The organism is Photobacterium japonica (assembly GCF_050337005.1).
In the GTDB taxonomy this organism is placed as follows: Bacteria; Pseudomonadota; Gammaproteobacteria; order Enterobacterales; family Vibrionaceae; genus Photobacterium; species Photobacterium japonica.
Genome location: NZ_JAKJSN010000011.1, coordinates 127,746 through 147,879, shown reverse-complemented (window position 1 = coordinate 147,879; position 20,134 = coordinate 127,746). Strand labels below are relative to the sequence as shown.

The following is a 20,134-nucleotide window of genomic DNA, read 5'->3' as shown; positions in this document are numbered from 1 at the left end:
GAATACCCGTAAGCCCACCCCCGGTGTGAAGTTATCGCCCACCCGCTGCTTCAGCTCGCGCTGGAGTTGCTGAAAATACGCCGGTTGGCGACTGGCCAGCATGGCTTTCGCCTGAATATCGAGCGGACGTGATGCGGCCAACTCATACTGATCGCCGGTGAGGATCTGGTTGTCCATCATCATGCGCAGCACCAAATCACGGCGCTGACGCGCGCGATCCGGGTTACGCCACGGATTGTAATACGACGGTCCTTTTGCCATGGCCACCAGCAAAGCTTGCTGATCGATACGCAATTCCTGCAACGGACGGCCAAAGTACAACCTCGCCCCTAAGGCAAAGCCGTGCACTTCCTTACCGCCGTTTTGCCCCAAGTAAATTTCATTGAGGTACGCCTCTAGGATCCGATCTTTGCTGTAGCGATAATCAATGATCACTGCGATATAGGCTTCTCGCACCTTACGCCACAACGAGCGTTCACGGCTCAGGAAGATATTTTTGGCCAATTGCTGCGTCAGGGTACTGCCCCCCTGCACCGTGCGACCCGCCTTCAGGTTCACCAACATGGCACGCACAATCGCCAGCGGGGACACCCCGTCATGGTGATAGAAATCGCGGTCTTCGGTGACGAGCAGCGCGTCCACCAGCACTTCAGGAAACTGTTCGCGAGACATGAAAAGACGTTGTTCATGATCGCCGGTGCCGAGCATCCCCAACATTTTCGGCTCGATACGCACATAGCCCAGCTGACGCTTGGTGCCCACTTCCTCAATACGTTGCAAGGTGCCATCAGCAAACGTCAGCATGACATGCCGCGCGCCTTCTGCGCCATCATCAAACTCAAACGGGCGACGGATCAACTCGATACGGGTCGATGACGACGAATACTCGCCATTACGCTGTGGCGTACGCACTTTGTGGTATTGCAGTAGGTCCAGTTCACGACGCACTTCCTCACGGGTGATCGCTTGTCCAGGTTGTAACGTCAACACGCGGCCGTAGACCACAGCAGGCAAGTTCCACAACTGCCCGTCAAAGCGGTCCCGTACAACCTTATCCAGATAGATCCCAACCACCAGCAACACCGCGAGCAACGCAATGCTCACCTTCAAGCCAAAGCCCATCAGCCATTTCAGCCACGGCGGTACCCGACCGCCCTTGGCTGCGGGCTTTTTCCGCCCACGCGACGTCGCCGCTTTACGCGGTTTTGCTGTCGCTTTTGCCCCGGTTTTTGCTGCTGCTTTTGTTGGCGCTTTTTCACTGGCCCCCTCTTCTGGTGTTGCACGAGGTTTGCGGCGGCGGGGCGGCTTTTTTGCTTCATCCTTGCCCGCCGCCGGCTTTTTCGGTGCCGGCGCCATCTGGCGAGTCAGCCATTTCATCTTATTCATCATTTCATCTACATGTATTTTTTCGTTTTTCGGGTCGGTGCGTGATGGGCAGGATCATCCGGCCACGGGTGCTTGGGATAGCGCCCTTTCATCTCTTTTTGCACCTCACGGTACGCACCTTGCCAAAACGTGGCTAAATCTCGGGTGATCTGTAACGGACGCTGGGCCGGTGACAGCAGCTCTAACACCACGGCCACCCGTCCATTGGCGATCATCGGGGAGCTTTCCTCCCCAAACATCTCTTGTAACTTCACGGCTAACACCGGGTGTTGGCCGACCTGATAACGAATGGGATAACGGGAGCCGGTGGGTACTTCATAATGGGTCGGTAAGGCGGCATCCAATGCGTGTTTTTTCTCCCATCCCAAGCGCGCTTCCAGCGCCGCATGCACGTCCAACCGCTCAAGGGCTTTAAGGGTTTTCATCCCCGTCATATACGGTAATAACCACGCGTCGGCATCAGCCAACAAGCTGGCGTCATCCATCGCAGGCAGGGCAAGCTCTGGCAACCATTCCGTCGCACAGCGGGCGCGCACCAGCAAATTCTCCGCCGCGTCACGCCACGGCAAAATACCCAACCCCTTTCGCACAATGGCATTGAGCAAGGCTTCACTGGCTTTCGCCGGATCCGGCGCGGCCATCAGGCTACGTTCGAGCACTAACTTACCACAACACAATTGTTTTTCTGCCGTCAGACGGCCTTTCTTGTCATCCCAATCCAGCCATTCTCTCTCTGAAAACAACGCCGGTAACTGAGTCTGCAAACTGCCGAGATCGGCCATGACAGCAGAGAAGATACGGCTGTCACCTTGGCGGGTTTTCACCACATCGGCCACCACCAACAGATCCGCATCCGCCAGCGGTTCATCCGGCCACAGGCTCGCGCCTTGACCGTTCGCCAATTGGTAGCGTCCATCACGGCCTCGCGACAAAGCAATGCGATCCGGAAACCCTGCCGCCATTAAAGGGGCGATCCATTCACCCGCCACCCGTAACGGGATCCGCGCAGCCTGACCATTTTGCAGTTTCTGCAGCTGTTGCTGCACGCGTTGTTTGTACGCCTGACTGCGTGGCAATTTGCCACTCTCTAACAGGTTGAGCTGAAAATGCAGATCCGGGTTATGCATGCCACGCGGGGGATCTTCCAATAACGCCACCAGCATGGCTGCCGTCGCCATCGCCACCGGCCCCTTTTCTTTGGCCATCAATAGCATCGTGGCATGACGCGGATCCGCGCCAAGGGCATGTAACGCCGCGCCGCGCTCAGTCAGCTGACAACGGTCATCCATCGCCCCTAAGGCGTGCAGCAGCGCACGTGATTGCGTCAGGGCAATCGTCGGCGGCACATCCAGCCAATGCAAATCGGCGGCATCCGTACAGCCCCATTGCGCCAACTCCATCGCCAATGCGGTTAAGTCGGCACGCAAGATCTCCGGTTGAGGGGTGGCAGGCTGACGGGCCAGTTGATCTTCACTGTACAAACGCAAGCAAATACCCGGCTCCAGACGCCCAGCACGGCCTGCGCGCTGCTCGGCAGACGAACGGGCAATACGCACCGATTCCAATCGACTGATCCCGGTCTTCGGATCCCACAGGGCGATCCGCTCTAACCCGCAGTCGACCACTAAGCGGATCCCCTCAATGGTCAAACTGGTTTCGGCAATATTGGTCGCCAACACCACTTTACGTTGACCTGCAGGTGCTGGCGTAATGGCTTGCTGCTGTTGCTGCGCGCTAAGCTGCCCATACAACGGACTGATCACGACATCACTCGGTAACCCGTCCTCTAACCGTTCCGCCAAACGACGGATCTCACCCGCACCGGGCAAGAACACCAACATCGACCCACTTTCACTGGCCAATAAGCTGCGTACCGCTTTGGCCACAGCTTCAACCGTGTCTGCCCCGTCGGCAACGCGCTGATAACGGTGCTCGACCGGAAAACAACGCCCTGCTGATTCGACGTAGGCCGCGTCCGGCAACAACGCCGTTAACGCCGCGTCATCCAACGTGGCGGACATCACCAAAATTTTCAAATCATCACGCAGGGCTTCTTGCACTTCCAACGCCAACGCCAATGAGGTGTCGGCATGAATACTGCGTTCATGGAATTCATCAAAGATCAGCAGGCCAATCCCTGTCAGTTCAGGATCCAGCTGCAACATCCGGGTCATCACCCCTTCGGTCACCACTTCCAGCCGTGTCGCCGCACTGGTTTTGCTTTCTCCCCGCACACGCAGGCCAATGGTTTCACCGACCGACTCCCCCAACTGCGCCGCCAAGTATTGGGCAATGTTACGTGCGGCTAAACGGCGAGGCTCCAGCATCACGATTTTGCCGTCAATGCCGCCCTGTTGCAGGGTGGCCAGTGGCAGGCAGGTGGATTTACCGGCCCCGGGTGGGGCTTTGAGGATCAGTTGCGACTGCGCCGTTAATGCGGCAAGCAGCGAGGTCATAACGTCGTGGATTGGCAGTTGTGACAATGGGAACACCTTGTGTCATATTCAAACTAAGCCCTGCTATTGTATACCGAAGTCCACGAAATAAGTCCGTTCACGGTGCGCGTTTCCACGAGAATGTCAGGGTGATACATCCGTCACCGCGATGAGCATGAAAAAGATGACGAAAAAGTACCGCTTATTTTTTGCTTTATCCCCGCAGCAACCGGCAACCTGTGTGTCCGAATTGCAACACTTGGCGCTGCAATGTGGGTGCTATGGCCGCGCCGTGCCCACGGAGAATCTACATGTCACTCTCGCATTTATCGGCGCAGTCCCCCCCGATGACACCCAGCGGCTGATTGACGCCGTTACGGCGCAGCCGCCCACGGTCGAGGCCTTTTCCTTGACCTTTTCGACCTTAGGCTACTGGCACCGCAGTCAGGTGATTTGGCTGGGCTGTCCACACTCGCCGACGCCGTTACTGACACTGGTTGATCACCTTAACACCACGTTACGAGCCTGTGCCCTCGGTCAAGAAAACCGCCGTTATACGCCCCATATTACGTTAGCGAAATCGGTCACCCAACGCCCTGCCATATGGCCAGTCGATACAGAAATGGCCGATCTCACCTTTCACTTTCCCGCGTTTGGGTTGTATATTTCCACCACCGAACACGGCCAACAAGGCGTGCGTTATCACTGCCTCAAGCAATGGCCGCTCATGACAGGCTCACCATGATGGGTCATGCGTACCATCACACACTGGCATGAAACATCACGTAATTGATCGTCGCCGTTTTCGGCATTCTCTCTTTTATATGACAAGGAACGGCATGAAATTTACCTCGCCGCTGCAACCGGCCACCTTGATCAAACGCTATAAGCGTTTTCTCGCCGATGTGACCCTGCCAGACGGCACCGTCACCACCCTGCACTGTGCCAATACTGGCGCAATGACGGGCTGCGCCACGCCCGGCAATACCGTGTGGTACTCCACCTCAGACAACCCCAAGCGCAAATATCCCTGCAGTTGGGAATTAAGCCAGACCGCAGACGGCGACATGATTTGTGTGAACACCGCGCAAGCCAATCGCTTGGTGGTCGAGGCCATCAACAATGACGTTATCAGTGAGTTACTCGGCTATACGACGTTGCGCACAGAAGTAAAGTATGGCAGTGAAAACAGCAGGATAGACATACTATTGCAAGCAGAATCGCAACCGGACTGCTATATTGAAGTCAAGAGCGTGACCCTGTTGCAACACGGACAAGGCTTTTTCCCGGACGCGGTCACAACCCGAGGACAAAAACACCTGCGAGAACTCGCTGAGGTGGCACAAAGCGGGAAGCGTGCCATACTTTTTTTCGCCATTTTGCATTCGGGCATTGAAAATGTTTCTGCTGCACACCATATAGACCCGGACTATTTTTCATTAATCCAACAAGCAGAACGGGCAGGCGTAGAGATCCTTTGTTACAAGGCAGTATTGCACCCAAATGAGCTCTATCTCGAAGACTGCATAAAATTCAATCACTAAACGCCACAAAGTGATGCTTTCTTCACATTGGGATAAAATTGAACATATGCAGCAATTGCCACGCTACCCCCTTTCTGCTATAGATACCGCCCAATTTTGACCAGTGACGGTTATTAGGTATATTAGGAGATGCTATATGCCAGAGAGCAACGTTAAAAAATCGCTAGGCATCCTGGCTATTGCTGGGGTTGAACCTTATCAGGAGAAAGCCGGCGAAGAATATATGGGTGAAGCTCAGCTAGAGCACTTCCGTAAGATTCTAAGCGCTTGGCGTAATCAACTGCGTGAAGAAGTCGATCGTACTGTAAACCACATGCAAGACGAAGCGGCTAACTTCCCAGATCCTGTTGACCGTGCGGCCCAGGAAGAAGAATTCAGCCTTGAATTACGTAACCGTGACCGTGAACGTAAGCTGATCAAGAAAATCGAAAAAACCCTTATGCGTATCGAAGAGGACGACTTCGGTTTCTGTGATTCTTGCGGCATTGAAATCGGTGTCCGTCGTTTGGAAGCGCGCCCAACCGCCGATCTTTGCATCGACTGTAAAACGCTGGCTGAAATCAAAGAAAAGCAGATGGCTGGCTAATACGCCACGGTCATTCGCACCACGGTATTCAAAGAGGGAGCAACTGCTCCCTTTTTCGTTTTTGATGGTTTTCTTATGACGACTCCAACACATTATATCGGCCGTTTCGCGCCCTCACCGTCAGGCCCGCTTCATTTTGGCTCGTTAGTCGCTGCCTTAGGCAGTTACCTGCAAGCCCGTGCCCAAGGCGGTACATGGCTGGTCAGGATGGAAGATCTTGATCCACCGCGCGAAATGCCCGGCGCAGCCGATGATATACTGCGCACGCTGGACGCCTATGGTCTGCATTGGGATGGCGGTATTATGTACCAAAGCCAACGCCACAATGCCTACCAAGCACAGATAGACACTTGGCTTGCGCACCAGCAAGCGTATTATTGCCACTGCAGCCGCAAGCAAATCAAAGAAGCAGGCGGGTTCTACCCCGGTACCTGTCGCGCGTTGCACGGTTCCGCCCAGGACAGTGCGATTCGCCTCAAGGTTGACCAACCGGTCACCCGCTTTGACGATCGCCTGCACGGCACCATGAGCATTCCAGCCGCACTGGCTGCCGAGGATTTTATCATCCGTCGGCGTGACGGCCTGTTTGCTTATAATTTGGCGGTGGTATTGGATGATATTGCCCAAGGGATCACGCAAGTGGTTCGTGGGGCAGATTTGATTGAGCCGACCGGTCGTCAAATTGGCTTATACCGCCTGTTAGGGCAGCCTGAAGTCAGCTATTTACACCTGCCATTAGCCGTGACTGAAAATGGCAATAAGCTATCAAAACAAAACCATGCGCCTGCCATCGATACCGCCGATCCCAGACCGGCACTGATCGCGGCATTGCGCTTTTTAGGCCAGCAACCACCGGCTGATTTGGCCGCATCGTCCACGGCAGATATCCTACGCTGGGCAACGGAACATTGGCAGTTATCTCACGTGCCAAGCACCACTGCCATTACGCTAGGATTCTAAAATGGCTTGCCGTGATATATGATATGCGGCTGTTTGTTGAATCCGAACCATATAAATGAGGTGTATTATCTTTAATCGAGTAGCCAGCTTTTGCCGTAAGGTATTGAATCGCGATAGTAGTACGCTCGACACCGAGGAACTCGCCTTGCAAGTTTATCAGCGCCAAGAGCACGGTATTTCACGTAAAGATATCAGCGAAAATGCGCTGAAAGTCCTTTACCGTCTAAATAAAGCCGGTTTTGACGCCTATCTGGTCGGTGGGGGTGTTCGCGATCTCCTTTTGGACAAACAACCTAAAGACTTCGACATTGCCACCAACGCCACACCGGAAGAAATCAAGCAACTGTTCCGTAACTGTCGCCTGATCGGTCGCCGTTTCCGTCTTGCTCACATTTTGTTTGGCCGTGATGTCATTGAAGTCGCCACCTTCCGAGGTCACCATGCCGATGCGGCGCCGAGCTTGCAAGATAAAAAGCAAGTCTCAGCCCAAAGCCAAGAAGGCATGCTGCTACGTGACAATGTCTACGGCACCATTGAAGAAGATGCTGAGCGCCGCGATTTCACCATCAATGCGCTTTACTACAGCATCAAAGACTTCACGGTCACGGACTTTGTGAACGGCGTGGAAGATCTCGACAACCGCATTCTGCGTTTGATTGGTGATCCTGAAACACGCTACCGCGAAGATCCGGTGCGCATGTTGCGTGCGATCCGTTTCGCCGCCAAGCTAGACATGACCATCGAAGAGAAAACAGCGGCGCCGATCGAAACCTTGTCGACACTGCTGCAAGACATTCCGGCGGCGCGTCTGTTTGAAGAAAGCCTGAAGTTGCTGCAATCGGGCAACGGCTTGGCCACCTACAAACTGATGCGTGAATACAACCTGTTCCAACAGCTGTTCCCACTGCTGTCTGAACACTTCACGGAAGAGCAGAACAGCCAGACTGAGATCATGATCGAGCACATCTTAAGTGCAACCGACAAACGCCTGGCCGAAGAAAAACGTGTCAATCCGGCGTTCATGTTTGCCGCGATGTTGTGGTACCCAATGGTCACCCGCGCGGAAGAGATCTCGTTTGCCAGCGGCCTGTCTTACTATGACGCGTTCATGGTCGCCTCAAACGATATTTTGGATGAGCAGGTCAAAACCATTGCGATCCCACGTCGCTTTACCACCACGGTGCGTGACATCTGGCAACAGCAGATGCGCTTTAGCCGCCGTACCGGTAAACGTGCGTTTAAGATGATGGAACACCCGAAATTCCGTGCCGCGTTTGATTTTCTTGAAATGCGAGGCCAGTTTGAAGGGAATGATATTGCGGAACTGGCGCAGTGGTGGAATCAATTCCAACACGGCGAACGTAACCAGCGCAATAAAATGGTGTTACAAGTGAATGATGAAGACAAGTCCGGCACACGCCGTCGTCGTCGCCCGCAGCGCCGTAAAAAGCCGCAGGCTAAATCATCATGATCCTCGCTTACATTGCGATTGGCAGTAACCTGAGCGATCCTGTCGCTCAGGCTAATCGCGCTATCGAGGCGTTGAAACAGCACCCAGATGTTAACGTGGTTGCCGTTTCTTCCCTCTATAGCAGCACCCCCATGGGTCCTCAGGACCAACCCGACTACATCAATGCCGTGGTCGCCGTTGAGACAGCGCTTGCTCCGCTCGCCTTGCTCGACTGCACCCAATCAATCGAACACGCGCATGGCCGGGTACGCAAGGATGAACGCTGGGGGCCTCGCACACTGGATCTCGATATTCTCCTCTATGGTGATCTCGAGCTTCATTGCGACCGTCTCACCGTGCCGCACTATGGCATGAAAGTGCGTGAGTTCGTGCTTTATCCGCTTGCAGAAATTGCCCCTGAATTGGTGCTGCCTGATCACACTGCCCTGCAATCTTTGCTGGCACAGGTAGACCGTAACGGACTGGCCATCTGGTCCCAGTAACCCGTTTTCAGGGCTAAAGGGAGATAACATGAAAAAAATCACGATTAACGACCTGATGAAATGGAAGCGAGAAGGTCGTAAGTTTGCTTCAGTCACCGCCTACGACGCCAGTTTTGCGCAATTGTTTGAGCAACAAGACGTCCCAGTGCTGCTGGTTGGTGACTCCCTCGGCATGGTCCTTCAGGGGAAACCCGATACGTTACCCGTCAGCGTGGATGATATTGCTTATCACACCCGCTGTGTCCGTGCTGGCAGCCCGAACTCACTGTTGATGGCTGATATGCCCTTCATGAGTTACAGCACGCCTGAGCAAGCTTGTGAGAATGCGGCCACACTGATGCGTGCCGGTGCCAATATGGTGAAATTAGAAGGTGGGGCTTGGCTAGCCGATACCGTCACCAAACTGACCGAGCGCGCAGTACCTGTGTGTGCACACTTGGGGCTTACCCCACAGTCCGTCAATATTTTCGGCGGCTATAAAGTGCAAGGACGTGACTCCGACCACGCAGAGCAAATGGTAAAAGATGCTATTCTGCTCAAAAATGCCGGGGCACAGATCATTTTGCTGGAGTGTGTACCTGCCAGCTTAGCGGAGCGCATTACCAAAGCGGTTGAGGTCCCAGTGATTGGGATTGGTGCCGGTAATGCCACCGACGGTCAAATCCTTGTCATGCACGACATGTTTGGGATCTCCGCCAACTATATTCCACGTTTCTCCAAAAACTATTTGGCAGAAACGGGCGAGATGCGCGCAGCTGTTACCCAATACCTAGAAGATGTTGCGGCCGGAACCTTTCCTGGCCCAGAACATACCTTTGAATAAGGAATAAAAATGCAAACATTCGCCGAGATTGCCCCTATCCGTGAACAAATTCGCACATGGCGCCGTGAAGGCCGCCGTATTGCGTTCGTTCCAACCATGGGCAACCTGCATGATGGCCATCTGACGCTGGTGCGTAAAGCACGTGAACATGCCGATGTGGTCGTGGTCAGCATTTTTGTTAACCCAATGCAGTTCGATAAAGCCGATGATCTAAACAGTTATCCTCGCACACTGGAGGATGACTTAGCCAAGCTCAATAGCGAAGCGGTCGATTTGGTCTTTACCCCGACACCTGACATTATGTATCCCGAGGGACTGGATCGTCAGACGTTTGTCGAAGTACCTGGACTTTCTAACATGCTGGAAGGGGCGTTACGTCCAAGTCACTTCCGCGGCGTTGCTACTGTAGTGACAAAATTGTTCAACATTGTTCAGCCTGACGTGGCCTGTTTTGGTGAGAAAGATTACCAGCAACTGGCGCTACTGCGTCAAATGACCCGTGATATGGCGATGGACATTGAGATTGTCGGTGTCCCGACGGTGCGCGAACTGGATGGCCTGGCCATGAGCTCTCGCAACGGTTACCTGACGGTCGATGAGCGCCAGCGTGCGCCCGTTCTGGCGCGTACCATGCGTTGGATCAGTAGCCAAATGCGCGGCGGTCGTAATGATTACGCCGAAGTGGTAGTGGACGCGAACGATCAGCTGCGTGCTGCCGGCCTACAGCCGGATGAAATCTACATCCGTGATGCCGTGACCCTTCAGCCAGTGGGCGAAGAGACACAGCAAGCGGTGATCTTGATGTCAGCGATTTTGGGCAAAGCCCGTTTGATCGATAACCAAGTGGTTGAGCTGAACACGCCATCGTCTGCGAGCGCAGCCGCAGAAGAGTAATCTTTTTCGTGTTGTCACGACGAAAAAATCCCAGCCCTGGCTGGGATTTTTTCTGTCTGCGATACCGTTCACGATCAGTTTGTCGTGACAAAGAGATCATAAAGCACTAGGCACGCAAGCCAATGCCACGGGCAATCAAGTAATACGCGATGGCGTATAGCACCGCAATAAAACCGGCCAGTACGGCAAATGACGTCCCGATCCCGACATCCGACACGCCAAGAAAGCCATAGCGAAACGCATTGACCATGTACACAATCGGATTGAGTTTAGACACACTTTGCCAAAATGCAGGCAGCAAACTCAGCGAGTAAAACACCCCGCCTAAATAGGTCAGCGGTGTCAGCACAAAGGTCGGAATAATGCTGATATCGTCAAAGGTTTTAGCAAACACCGCATTGATCAAACCGCCCAATGAGAACACGGTAGCGGTCAATATGACGGTCGCAATCACCACGCCCCAATGGGTGATCTGCAAATCCACAAACAACAACGACACCAAGGTGACAATGCACCCGACGCCCACCCCGCGCAACACACCACCGCCGACATACCCCGCAATGATAATGGCGTTTGGCACCGGGGCGACCAGCAATTCTTCGATGTTGTGCTGAAACTTGGCGCTAAAAAAAGACGACGCCACATTGGAGTACGCATTGGTGATCACCGACATCATGATCAATCCCGGCACGATGTACGCCATGTAACTGAAGCCGCCCATGTCACCGATCCGGCTACCAATCAAATTCCCAAAGATAATAAAATACAAGGTCATGGTAATCGCGGGCGGCACCATGGTTTGCACCCAAATACGGGCAAAACGGTGCACTTCTTTGGTGATCAAACTCTTAAAAGCAATCCAGTACAAACGGTTCATGAACGCGCTCCTTGTTCGTTCGCCACCAAGGCCACAAACAGCTCTTCTAGACGGTTGGCTTTGTTACGCATCGACAACACATCAATCCCCTGCGCGGTCAGCAGACTGAATACGCGATTTAGCCCCTCGCCTTTAGGAATATCAATTTCCAAGGTGTGATTATCCGGCAAGCGCCAGATCAAGTCCGGCAACGCTGGCTTTTCGCCATGCAATTGCACATCCAAAATGAAGGTTTCCACTTCCAACTTACCCAGCAAGGCTTTCATTGAGGTGTGCTCAATCAACTCGCCGTGGTTGATAATGCCGATATTGCGACACAGCATCTCCGCCTCTTCCAGATAATGGGTGGTCAGGATAATAGTGACCCCTTGGCGGTTGATCTCGCGAAGAAACGTCCACATCGAACGACGCAATTCGATGTCAACCCCTGCGGTCGGCTCATCAAGGATCAACAAACGCGGCTCATGCATCAGCGCGCGGGCAATCATCAAGCGGCGCTTCATTCCGCCCGACAGGTTACGCGCACGCTCATGGCGCTTGCCCCACAAGTCCAATTGCGACAAGTATTTTTGTGCCCGCTCCTTGGCGACCGCGCGTTCTACCCCATAAAAACCCGCCTGATTTAAGACGATTTGCTCAACCGTCTCAAACTGGTTGAAGTTGAACTCTTGCGGTACCAGCCCAAGTTGGCGTTTAGCCGCCACGGTTTGCGTGTCCAAGTCGTACCCGAAGACTTTCACTTCGCCATCGGTTTTATTCACCAATGAGCTAATGATGCCGATGGTGGTCGATTTTCCGGCCCCATTTGGGCCTAACAACGCAAAGAAGTCCCCCTCATTAACACACAGACACATATTTTTCAGTGCATTAACCCCGTTTTTATAGGTTTTGTTTACATTTTTTATTTCCAATGCGTTCATAAAATGCGATCTTAATGTTATCGAATGTGAACAGACCAACTACTCCGATTTGTTGCATGAGCAGTTTGTGTATAGTGATGCCGGTTTGTATATCTGCCCGTATTGCGGCCAGTACGGATAGATATGTAAATTGATCACGCCGCACGCCCTTTTAGCTCGACAAATTGTCGAATAATTATGCGCTTCGGTATACGACTGTATCAAATAAAGGCATCATCATGGCAGATATTGAAAAGCTCTTCGCAAATAACGTTTCATGGTCTGAAAACATCAAGGAAGATACGCCTGAGTTCTTTACCCATCTCGCGAAGGCGCAGCGTCCCGAGTACCTCTGGATTGGCTGTGCCGATAGCCGCGTGCCTGCAGAACGCCTCACCGGCCTTGATTCTGGCGAGTTATTTGTTCACCGTAACGTGGCCAACCAAGTCATCCATACCGACCTAAACTGCCTGTCTGTGGTGCAATACGCGGTGGATGTGTTGAAAGTTCGCCATATCATTGTGTGTGGTCACTATGGCTGTGGTGGCGTGACCGCCGCGATTGAAAACCCACAACTGGGCTTGATCAACAACTGGCTGCTGCACATTCGTGATTTGTACATGAAACACCGCTCTGACTTGGGTCAGTTGCCGCGTGAAGCGTGGGATGACAAGCTGTGTGAAATTAACGTGGCCAGCCAGGTGTATAACCTGGGGAACTCGACCATCATGCAACAAGCGTGGGAACGCGGGCAGAACGTAAAAATCCACGGTTGGATTTACGGGATTGATAATGGCGTGCTGCAAGATCTTGGGGTCACGGCCACCAGCCGCGAATCATTAGAAGTGTCCTACCAAGCTGCAATGGCAGAGATCCTGCCTCATAAGCCGAGCAATCATCAGTAAGCGTTGATCACGACGCGTTCGGCCAAATTCACTGCGCCCCCGCCAAAAAAAGACACAAAAAAAGCGACGGCATCCGTCGCTTTTTCCTTTCTCAGGTCACGAAACACATTAACCTTCGATAGGCACCACTTTACCGATGAACGGCAGGTGACGGTATTTCTGTGCGTAGTCGATACCCACGCCAACCACGAATTCATCCGGGATCGCAAAACCGACCCACTTCACGTCAACGTCCACTTCGCGACGCTCAGGCTTATCCAGCAGCGTACAGATGTTGATAGAATTCGGCTCACGCAATGACAGAATTTCACGCACTTTATTGAGCGTATTACCGGTATCAATAATGTCTTCTACCAGCAACACGTCTTTGCCTTTGATGTCGTCATCCAAGTCTTTTAGGATGCGCACATCACGGCTGCTTAGCATCGTGTTGCCGTAGCTTGATGCCGTCATGAAGTCGACTTCATGAGGAAGCTCAATCGCGCGAGCCAAATCGGCCATGAACACAAACGATCCACGTAACAGGCCAACCATGACCAAGTTCTCTGAGCCTTGGTAGTGCTCAGTGATTTGTTTTCCAAGTTCATTTACGCGTGCCTGAACATCCTGCTCAGAAATCATTACTTCAATGGTATGTTTCATCTTTATCTCCATCAGTACGACTGCACCAGTCGCCTGTCGGCTAGCGGTCAAACGGAGGCCTATTCTACCATCCCTAATCAGGAATAGTTATTTTATCGAACCTGTCAACCATATGACACACATTGATTAAAACTCAATTGAATACCATTTATCGCTCCTGTACAGTGAGTGCCAGAGATAAATCATAATCAGAATAATTATTTTCGAGCTAGGGAATCAACGACATGGATACGATCGTAAAGAAAACAAGGACGCGCCTTTCTCCGGAAAAACGAAAAGAACAATTATTGCGTTTTGCGATGGATGTGTTTGCACGCCGTGGTATTGGCCGTGCGGGTCACGCGGATATTGCGGACATGGCAGGGGTGTCAGTTGCCACCGTCTTTAATTATTTTCCCACCCGTGAAGCTTTGGTGGAACAAGTGCTCGTCCAGGTGGATCAGCATTTTAAAGACATGCTCACCGAGTCTCTCAGCAACGAAGAAGCGTTTAAATCGCAGCTCTGTAACATGTGCTATCGCTTGATTGATGAAGTGATTGAACAACAAGATTGGGTCAAAGTGTGGTTTGAGTGGAGCACATCCGTTCGCGATGAAATCTGGCCACAATTTGTCAGCAACAACCAAAAGAACTTCACGTTTATCGCCGAGAAATTTGTGGCAGCACAACTACCTGGAGAGCTATCGCCGAAAGAGCGCGCATGGCAATTCCAAGGCTTGTGCTACGTGTTGTACTTACAAACGAATATCACCCCGAACCGTGAAGAAATGCAAATACAGGCCGATCTTCATATCGATGCCCTCTTAGCGAAATAGTCGCCCTCCCATCACGTTCGCGGTACCTTTTTCAGGCCAGCCCTTTCACGCGCTGGCCTGTTTTTTTCTTCTGTTATCCCCGTTTCGCCCTGTCGAGCAGGCCTATCACTAACTGGCCGATGCAAACACCACTGGCTCATGCGGCTCAACCGTGACCGATACACGCTCCCCTTCCTGCAACACCAAATGCGAGTTCACCAGCAAGTGATGCCCTTGGTATTCCACGGTATAGCGGCAACTGTCCCCCATAAAGAGCACTTCTCGGATCACCGCCTCGCCGTCCTGATCCGGCGCGACCCGCAGGTTTTGTGGGCGTAGCAACCACTCCACATTACCGTCGCTGTTGCCGTCACGCCCGCTATCGGCTTGGCGTTCCGGTGCGTTCACGGCAATCGGCCCAAACGGGGTCGACAGGGTGGCATCCGGTGCCCATTGAACCGGTAAATACGATCCACTGCCAAGAAACTCAGCCACGAAGCGGCTGCTTGGCTGGTAATACAACTCGGTCGCCGTCCCAAATTGCTCAATGACGCCGTGATTCATGACGGCCATGCGGTCAGCAAACGCGAACGCTTCTTCGCGGCTATGGGTCACGAAAATCGCCGTCACCCCCTGCTTTTTGAAGATACGGCGGATCTCTTTGATCAGTGAATGACGGACTTGGGTATCAATGTTGGAAAACGGTTCATCCAACAAAATTAAATCCGGCTCACACGCCAAGGCACGGGCAATCGCCACACGTTGCTGCTGCCCACCGGACAATTGGTGCGGATAGCGGTCATCCAGCCCTGACAGGTGCACGAGATCCAACATGTCTTGTGTTTTTGCTTTGGCTTTGGTCTTGTTCCAGTCCCGTAAACCAAACGCGATATTCTCTGCCACCGTCAAATGCGGGAACAACGCATAGTCTTGAAAGATCATCCCGATGTTGCGCCTCTCAGGCGGCAGCCACACCCCGTCACCGACAATCAAGCGATCTTGAATACGGATCTCCCCCTGCGCCAACGGCAATAAGCCGGCAATGGCCTTGAGCAAGGTGGTTTTCCCGCAGCCACTTGCCCCCAACAAACAGACAATTTCATTTTCTTGCACGGGCAGTGACAAGTTATCCAAGACGGCCTGCCCATGATAATGGCAGGTTAAATGTTTAACAGATAATGCATGGCTCATCAGTGGGGTTGCTCCAAAGAACGGTTAACCATGATCAACGGGATCAGGCCAACAATCACAAGTAAAATCGCCGGTAACGCGGCCAATTCAAGCTGCTCATCCGAAGCGAAATTGAACACATACGTCGCGAGCGTTTCAAAGTTAAACGGGCGCAATAACAGGGCAGCATTGAGCTCTTTCATCGACTCTATGAACACCAATAGCCCCGCAATCAAACAGCCACGGCGGATCAGCGGCAAGTGTATACGGCGCAGCATCTGGAAATCGGCAAAGCCCATGGTTTTTGATGCCATATCCAGCGACGGCGGGATCTTGGCCAGACTACTCTCGACACTGCCAATCGCCACGGCGGCAAAGCGGACCACGAAAGCAAACACCAGCGCGAACATGGTGCCCGACAAAATCAGCCCCGGGCGCCCTAAGCCGTAGTGCAGGGTAAAATCATTGATCCAGTGATCAGCCTGTGTCAGCGGGATCATCACCCCGATGGCCAATACTGTGCCCGGCACGGCATAGCCTAACGAGGCCATTCGCAACGGTATCGCCGTGACATGGCGGCTGTCTAATCGGCGATAGAAATTGACAATCAACGCCACCGCCACCGCAATCACCGCGGCCAGTAGTGAAACTTGTAAGCTGTTCAGGCCATATTGCTGAAATTCAGGGGTCCAGCTTTGTGCAAAGTAATGCCACGCATAATAAGCCAACTGCAACACCGGCAAGAGAAACGCAGCGGCCACCAGCCCCCAACACCACACCAGAGCCAGTCCTTTTTTGATGCCTGACAAGGGATAGCGCATGTCGTCACCGTGATCAAACTCACGCTGAAACAGCTTCTGCTTACGACGGCTGAAACGCTCAGCACTGATCAATACGAAGATCACTAACAGCATAATGGCGGAGATTTTGGCGGCGGCATTCAAATTGGAGTACCCGAGCCAGGTGTCATACACCGCAGTGGTCAGGGTATTGACGGCAAAGTAGCTGACCGTACCAAAGTCCCCCAGCGTTTCCATTGCCACCAAAGACAGACCGACGGCAATGGACGGACGGGCTAACGGTAACGAGATACGGCGAAAGCTGTCCCACGGCGTGCAGCGTAGCAGGCGGGCAGATTGCAACAGACTCGCACTTTGCTCCATGAACGCAGCGCGCGCCAACAGATAAACATACGGATACAGCACCAGCGCGAGCACCACACAGGCACCACCGAGCGAACGGATAGACGGGAACCAATAGTCATGCACACTGTGCCAGCCAAAGAGATCACGCAGGAAGATTTGTATTGGACCGGCATAGTCAAACCAGTCGGTGTAGATATACCCGATGATATAACCCGGCATGGCCAATGGCAGCACGAGTGCCCATTGCAGCACCCGCTCACCGGGTACGCGGCACATTGCCATGATCCATGCGGCAGGCACACCGAACAGCAGTGCCAGCACCATTGTGCCCAGCACCAACCAAACGGTATTGAGGGTGTAGGTGGCCATCACGGTTTGCATCAAATGCGCAAACACACTATCAGTCTGACCGATAGCCGTATGGAAAATGGCCAAAATCGGCAAAACCAGCAGCAAGGAAAAGCCCCAACCACTGGTTCGCCAGAAGATAAATTTTTCTTTCATGGCTAACTACTTCGTACTCTTTGCCATTACAAGGACCAACACAGGATCACGCTGATCTCGGTGGTACCACTATGCGCCAATCTCTGTACCGACCGGCACCAAGAAAAAGACACTACCACAGATTATTGGATAAAGTACGCCGCCTAAGCACAAATGGGGCTGAACGCCCCATTTTTACGTGTTACTACAGATCAAACTTCACTTCATCAAGCAACTTGATTGCGCTGTTATGATACTGCGCTAGCTTATCCAATGACACATCATCGGCGGTGAACTCACCCCATGATGCCACTAAATCAGAACGCTTCACGCCCACTTTCACAGGGTATTCGTAGTTCACTTCTGCGTACATTTGCTGTGCTTTTGAATCGGTCAAAAATTCCATCAGCTTCTGCGCATTCGCTTTGTTTGGCGCGTATTTCGCCATCGCCATACCGCTCACGTTAACGTGGGTGCCATTGGCTTTCTGACCAGGGAAATCAATGTAGACTGATTCTGCCCAGGCTTTTTGCTTGTCGTCGTTAACCATCTTTCCGAGGTAGTAGCTGTTACCGATCGCCAAGTCACACAAGCCTTCTTTCACCGCTTTCACCTGCCCACGGTCATTGCCTTGTGGCTTGCGAGCAAGGTTATTTTTTAGGCCTTCCAACCATGTTTTGGTTTCTGCTTCACCGTAGTGAGCAATCATGGCTGACACCAATGACACATTGTATGGGTGCTTACCTGAACGGGTACAAATTTTGCCTTTCCACTCCGGTTTGGCCAAATCCAAATAGTCAAAATCTGCCGGTAGATGGCCAACACGATCGCGTGACGAGTACACGTTACGGGTACGTAGCGTTAGGGCAAACCACTCGTCTTCGTTATCGCGAAACTGAGCCGGTACATTCTTATCAATCACTTTGCTGTCAACCGGTTGTACCAGTTGCTTATCAGACAGTTCCACCAAACGGCTAATATCAGTCGTTAGGATCACATCCGCCGGGCTGTATTTCCCTTCTTGCTGCAGCTTCTCCGTCAACCCTTTCTTGGCAAACTTGACGTTCACTTTGATGCCGGTTTCGTCCGTGAATTCTTTGAACATCGGTTCAACTAAGAATGGCTGACGGTAGGAATACACATTCACTTCGTCCGCTGCCACTGCAGCGTGAGGTGCCGCCAAGCCCAAAAACATGGCCGATGCCAACAGCTTTTTCATCTGATACCTTCCCTTCTTCCTTTAAACGCAAAACTGAATGATAAGTGTTATCAATATCGTTGTAATTATACTGTAGTCTTTCCTCAACACAATATGCAATAACAGCCAAAACAAAAAAACGCCGCCTTTCGGCAGCGTTTTTGTAACGTAACGTATGGTTTTGTAAATTATTTCACATTCATAAATTCAGGGTAGGCATCAATACCACAGTCATGCAAATCCATCCCTTCTATCTCTTCTTCTTCGGTCACTCGGATACCGATGGTGTACTTCAACACCGCCCACACCGCCAAGCTCGCGCCGAATACCCAAGCAAAAATCACCGCTGCACCCAGTAGCTGGGTACTAAATGCCGCATCCGCATTATTAAACGGCACGACCATCAAGCCAAAGAAACCACACACACCGTGTACTGAAATGGCCCCGACCGGATCATCAATCTTGATTTTGTCCAAGCCCACGATGCTAAAGACCACAAGGGCACCGGCAACCACACCGATAACCACAGCAAAGACGGGGGATGGCGACAGCGGGTCAGCGGTAATGGCAACAAGGCCGGCTAATGCGCCATTCAAAATCATGGTCAGATCCGCTTTACCCCATGTGGTTTTACACACAGCCAGGGCTGCAATCGCCCCAGCGGCTGCGGCGGCATTGGTGTTCAAGAAGATTTGACCTACCGCCGTCGCATTTTCAAAATCCGACACCATCAGCTGTGAACCACCGTTAAAACCAAACCAGCCGAACCACAAGATGAAGGTACCCAAGGTCGCTAATGGCATGTTTGACCCTGGAATGGGGTGAACCGCCCCGTTCTTGCCGTACTTACCACGACGTGCGCCCAGTAATAACACCCCGGCTAACGCTGCCGACGCACCGGCCATGTGCACAATCCCTGAGCCCGCAAAATCACTGAAACCCGCTTCTGCCAAGAAGCCACCACCCCATGTCCAATAGCCTTCTATCGGGTAGATAAAGGCCGTAAGTACCACTGAGAACAACAAGAACGCCCACAGCTTCATACGCTCCGCCACCGCGCCAGAGACCACTGACATCGCCGTTGCGACAAACACCACTTGGAAGAAGAAGTCTGATTCCAGCGAGTGATCCGCGCCTTCAGCTTGCGAGCCGATCAGCGCGCCAAACGACGGTAACCAGCCCCCTTCGGTGTTACCCACATACATGATGTTATAACCGACCAATAAAAAGGTGGTACACGCAATGGCGTAGAGACAGATGTTTTTGGTCAAAATTTCCGTGGTGTTTTTTGAACGAACCAAGCCCGCTTCCAGCATGGCAAAACCGGCGGCCATCCACATCACCAAGGCACCCGAAATTAAAAAGAAGAAGGTATCAAGCGCGTAACGCAGCTCAGTCACCGTGGTCGCTAATTCCATAATATTGTCCTCTCCATCCTGA

19 protein-coding genes are annotated in these 20,134 nt (G+C 52.5%); 10 read left to right on the top strand and 9 right to left on the bottom strand.

Annotated features, from left to right (window positions below):
* Both L4C36_RS04355 and hrpB read right to left on the bottom strand, forming a co-directional pair.
* A partial coding sequence (locus tag L4C36_RS04355) for a transglycosylase domain-containing protein (protein ID WP_428476564.1) occupies positions 1 to 1,389 on the bottom strand: 1,389 nt, incomplete at its 3' end.
* A gap of 5 nt (positions 1,390 to 1,394) precedes the next feature.
* Positions 1,395 to 3,869 carry an ATP-dependent helicase HrpB gene (gene hrpB / locus L4C36_RS04350; RefSeq protein ID WP_428476563.1) on the bottom strand — a complete coding sequence of 825 codons (2,475 nt, stop codon included), beginning with the start codon at positions 3,867 to 3,869 and terminating at the stop codon, positions 1,395 to 1,397.
* Positions 3,870 to 3,996: 127 nt separating this feature from the next.
* Here hrpB and thpR point away from each other — a divergent pair, with 127 nt between their 5' ends.
* The 8 genes from thpR (at position 3,997) to panC (ending at position 10,581) form a co-directional block, all read left to right on the top strand.
* On the top strand, positions 3,997 to 4,566 hold the full coding sequence (gene thpR, locus L4C36_RS04345; protein ID WP_428476562.1) for an RNA 2',3'-cyclic phosphodiesterase: 570 nt from the start codon (positions 3,997 to 3,999) through the stop codon (positions 4,564 to 4,566).
* 94 nt (positions 4,567 to 4,660) lie between these two features.
* A complete protein-coding gene (gene sfsA, locus L4C36_RS04340; RefSeq protein ID WP_428476561.1) occupies positions 4,661 to 5,365 on the top strand; it encodes a DNA/RNA nuclease SfsA in 705 nt (234 codons plus the stop codon).
* 136 nt (positions 5,366 to 5,501) lie between these two features.
* Entirely contained in the window at positions 5,502 to 5,951 is a 450-nt protein-coding gene (gene dksA / locus L4C36_RS04335) for an RNA polymerase-binding protein DksA (protein WP_428476560.1), read from the top strand.
* A gap of 75 nt (positions 5,952 to 6,026) precedes the next feature.
* Complete coding sequence (gene gluQRS, locus L4C36_RS04330; protein ID WP_428476559.1) at positions 6,027 to 6,911, top strand: tRNA glutamyl-Q(34) synthetase GluQRS; 885 nt, start codon at positions 6,027 to 6,029, stop codon at positions 6,909 to 6,911.
* 55 nt (positions 6,912 to 6,966) lie between these two features.
* Complete coding sequence (pcnB, locus tag L4C36_RS04325) at positions 6,967 to 8,382, top strand: polynucleotide adenylyltransferase PcnB (RefSeq protein WP_428476558.1); 1,416 nt, start codon at positions 6,967 to 6,969, stop codon at positions 8,380 to 8,382.
* On the top strand, positions 8,379 to 8,864 hold the full coding sequence (gene folK, locus L4C36_RS04320) for a 2-amino-4-hydroxy-6-hydroxymethyldihydropteridine diphosphokinase (protein ID WP_428476557.1): 486 nt from the start codon (positions 8,379 to 8,381) through the stop codon (positions 8,862 to 8,864). Before pcnB ends, folK begins: the two co-directional genes overlap by 4 nt.
* Before the next feature lie 28 nt (positions 8,865 to 8,892).
* Positions 8,893 to 9,687 carry a 3-methyl-2-oxobutanoate hydroxymethyltransferase gene (gene panB / locus L4C36_RS04315; protein WP_428476556.1) on the top strand — a complete coding sequence of 265 codons (795 nt, stop codon included), beginning with the start codon at positions 8,893 to 8,895 and terminating at the stop codon, positions 9,685 to 9,687.
* A 9-nt stretch (positions 9,688 to 9,696) separates the two neighbouring features.
* Positions 9,697 to 10,581 carry a pantoate--beta-alanine ligase gene (panC, locus tag L4C36_RS04310; RefSeq protein WP_428476555.1) on the top strand — a complete coding sequence of 295 codons (885 nt, stop codon included), beginning with the start codon at positions 9,697 to 9,699 and terminating at the stop codon, positions 10,579 to 10,581.
* A 106-nt stretch (positions 10,582 to 10,687) separates the two neighbouring features.
* Here the strand turns inward: panC and L4C36_RS04305 are convergent, their stop codons facing one another.
* Both L4C36_RS04305 and L4C36_RS04300 read right to left on the bottom strand, forming a co-directional pair.
* A complete protein-coding gene (locus L4C36_RS04305; protein ID WP_428476554.1) occupies positions 10,688 to 11,458 on the bottom strand; it encodes an ABC transporter permease in 771 nt (256 codons plus the stop codon).
* The gene (locus tag L4C36_RS04300) at positions 11,455 to 12,378 is read right to left on the bottom strand and encodes an ABC transporter ATP-binding protein (RefSeq protein ID WP_428476553.1); all 924 of its coding nucleotides are present in this window, start codon (positions 12,376 to 12,378) and stop codon (positions 11,455 to 11,457) included. The genes L4C36_RS04305 and L4C36_RS04300 overlap by 4 nt, the downstream gene beginning before the upstream one ends.
* Before the next feature lie 218 nt (positions 12,379 to 12,596).
* On the opposite strand from L4C36_RS04300, the gene can reads away from it, so the two are divergent.
* Positions 12,597 to 13,262 (top strand): carbonate dehydratase, encoded by a 666-nt coding sequence (gene can, locus L4C36_RS04295; RefSeq protein WP_428476552.1) that lies wholly within the window; start codon positions 12,597 to 12,599, stop codon positions 13,260 to 13,262.
* A gap of 108 nt (positions 13,263 to 13,370) precedes the next feature.
* On the opposite strand, the gene hpt is transcribed toward can, so the two are convergent.
* A complete protein-coding gene (gene hpt, locus L4C36_RS04290; RefSeq protein ID WP_428476551.1) occupies positions 13,371 to 13,904 on the bottom strand; it encodes a hypoxanthine phosphoribosyltransferase in 534 nt (177 codons plus the stop codon).
* A 224-nt stretch (positions 13,905 to 14,128) separates the two neighbouring features.
* Here hpt and L4C36_RS04285 point away from each other — a divergent pair, with 224 nt between their 5' ends.
* Positions 14,129 to 14,719 carry a TetR/AcrR family transcriptional regulator gene (locus tag L4C36_RS04285; RefSeq protein ID WP_428476550.1) on the top strand — a complete coding sequence of 197 codons (591 nt, stop codon included), beginning with the start codon at positions 14,129 to 14,131 and terminating at the stop codon, positions 14,717 to 14,719.
* Positions 14,720 to 14,827: 108 nt separating this feature from the next.
* On the opposite strand, the gene L4C36_RS04280 is transcribed toward L4C36_RS04285, so the two are convergent.
* The 4 genes from L4C36_RS04280 to L4C36_RS04265 all read right to left on the bottom strand — a co-directional run bounded on the left by L4C36_RS04280 (position 14,828) and on the right by L4C36_RS04265 (position 20,112).
* Positions 14,828 to 15,889, bottom strand: coding sequence for an ABC transporter ATP-binding protein (locus L4C36_RS04280; protein ID WP_428476549.1), 1,062 nt, complete (start codon positions 15,887 to 15,889; stop codon positions 14,828 to 14,830).
* Positions 15,889 to 17,517 (bottom strand): ABC transporter permease, encoded by a 1,629-nt coding sequence (locus L4C36_RS04275; protein ID WP_428476548.1) that lies wholly within the window; start codon positions 17,515 to 17,517, stop codon positions 15,889 to 15,891. Before L4C36_RS04275 ends, L4C36_RS04280 begins: the two co-directional genes overlap by 1 nt.
* Before the next feature lie 184 nt (positions 17,518 to 17,701).
* Positions 17,702 to 18,715 carry a Fe(3+) ABC transporter substrate-binding protein gene (locus L4C36_RS04270; protein ID WP_428476547.1) on the bottom strand — a complete coding sequence of 338 codons (1,014 nt, stop codon included), beginning with the start codon at positions 18,713 to 18,715 and terminating at the stop codon, positions 17,702 to 17,704.
* A 167-nt stretch (positions 18,716 to 18,882) separates the two neighbouring features.
* Entirely contained in the window at positions 18,883 to 20,112 is a 1,230-nt protein-coding gene (locus tag L4C36_RS04265) for an ammonium transporter (RefSeq protein ID WP_428476546.1), read from the bottom strand.
* Positions 20,113 to 20,134: the final 22 nt, after the last annotated feature.

What these genes read in the sequence shown, in the direction of transcription:
- thpR (WP_428476562.1), top strand. Translation starts at nt 3,997, where the DNA reads ATGAAAAAGATGACGAAAAAGTACCGCTTATTTTTTGCTTTATCCCCG.
- sfsA (WP_428476561.1), top strand. Translation starts at nt 4,661, where the DNA reads ATGAAATTTACCTCGCCGCTGCAACCGGCCACCTTGATCAAACGCTAT.
- dksA (WP_428476560.1), top strand. Translation starts at nt 5,502, where the DNA reads ATGCCAGAGAGCAACGTTAAAAAATCGCTAGGCATCCTGGCTATTGCT.
- gluQRS (WP_428476559.1), top strand. Translation starts at nt 6,027, where the DNA reads ATGACGACTCCAACACATTATATCGGCCGTTTCGCGCCCTCACCGTCA.
- pcnB (WP_428476558.1), top strand. Translation starts at nt 6,967, where the DNA reads ATGAGGTGTATTATCTTTAATCGAGTAGCCAGCTTTTGCCGTAAGGTA.
- folK (WP_428476557.1), top strand. Translation starts at nt 8,379, where the DNA reads ATGATCCTCGCTTACATTGCGATTGGCAGTAACCTGAGCGATCCTGTC.
- panB (WP_428476556.1), top strand. Translation starts at nt 8,893, where the DNA reads ATGAAAAAAATCACGATTAACGACCTGATGAAATGGAAGCGAGAAGGT.
- panC (WP_428476555.1), top strand. Translation starts at nt 9,697, where the DNA reads ATGCAAACATTCGCCGAGATTGCCCCTATCCGTGAACAAATTCGCACA.
- L4C36_RS04305 (WP_428476554.1), bottom strand. Translation starts at nt 11,458, where the DNA reads ATGAACCGTTTGTACTGGATTGCTTTTAAGAGTTTGATCACCAAAGAA.
- L4C36_RS04300 (WP_428476553.1), bottom strand. Translation starts at nt 12,378, where the DNA reads ATGAACGCATTGGAAATAAAAAATGTAAACAAAACCTATAAAAACGGG.
- can (WP_428476552.1), top strand. Translation starts at nt 12,597, where the DNA reads ATGGCAGATATTGAAAAGCTCTTCGCAAATAACGTTTCATGGTCTGAA.
- hpt (WP_428476551.1), bottom strand. Translation starts at nt 13,904, where the DNA reads ATGAAACATACCATTGAAGTAATGATTTCTGAGCAGGATGTTCAGGCA.
- L4C36_RS04285 (WP_428476550.1), top strand. Translation starts at nt 14,129, where the DNA reads ATGGATACGATCGTAAAGAAAACAAGGACGCGCCTTTCTCCGGAAAAA.
- L4C36_RS04280 (WP_428476549.1), bottom strand. Translation starts at nt 15,889, where the DNA reads ATGAGCCATGCATTATCTGTTAAACATTTAACCTGCCATTATCATGGG.
- L4C36_RS04275 (WP_428476548.1), bottom strand. Translation starts at nt 17,517, where the DNA reads ATGAAAGAAAAATTTATCTTCTGGCGAACCAGTGGTTGGGGCTTTTCC.
- L4C36_RS04270 (WP_428476547.1), bottom strand. Translation starts at nt 18,715, where the DNA reads ATGAAAAAGCTGTTGGCATCGGCCATGTTTTTGGGCTTGGCGGCACCT.
- L4C36_RS04265 (WP_428476546.1), bottom strand. Translation starts at nt 20,112, where the DNA reads ATGGAATTAGCGACCACGGTGACTGAGCTGCGTTACGCGCTTGATACC.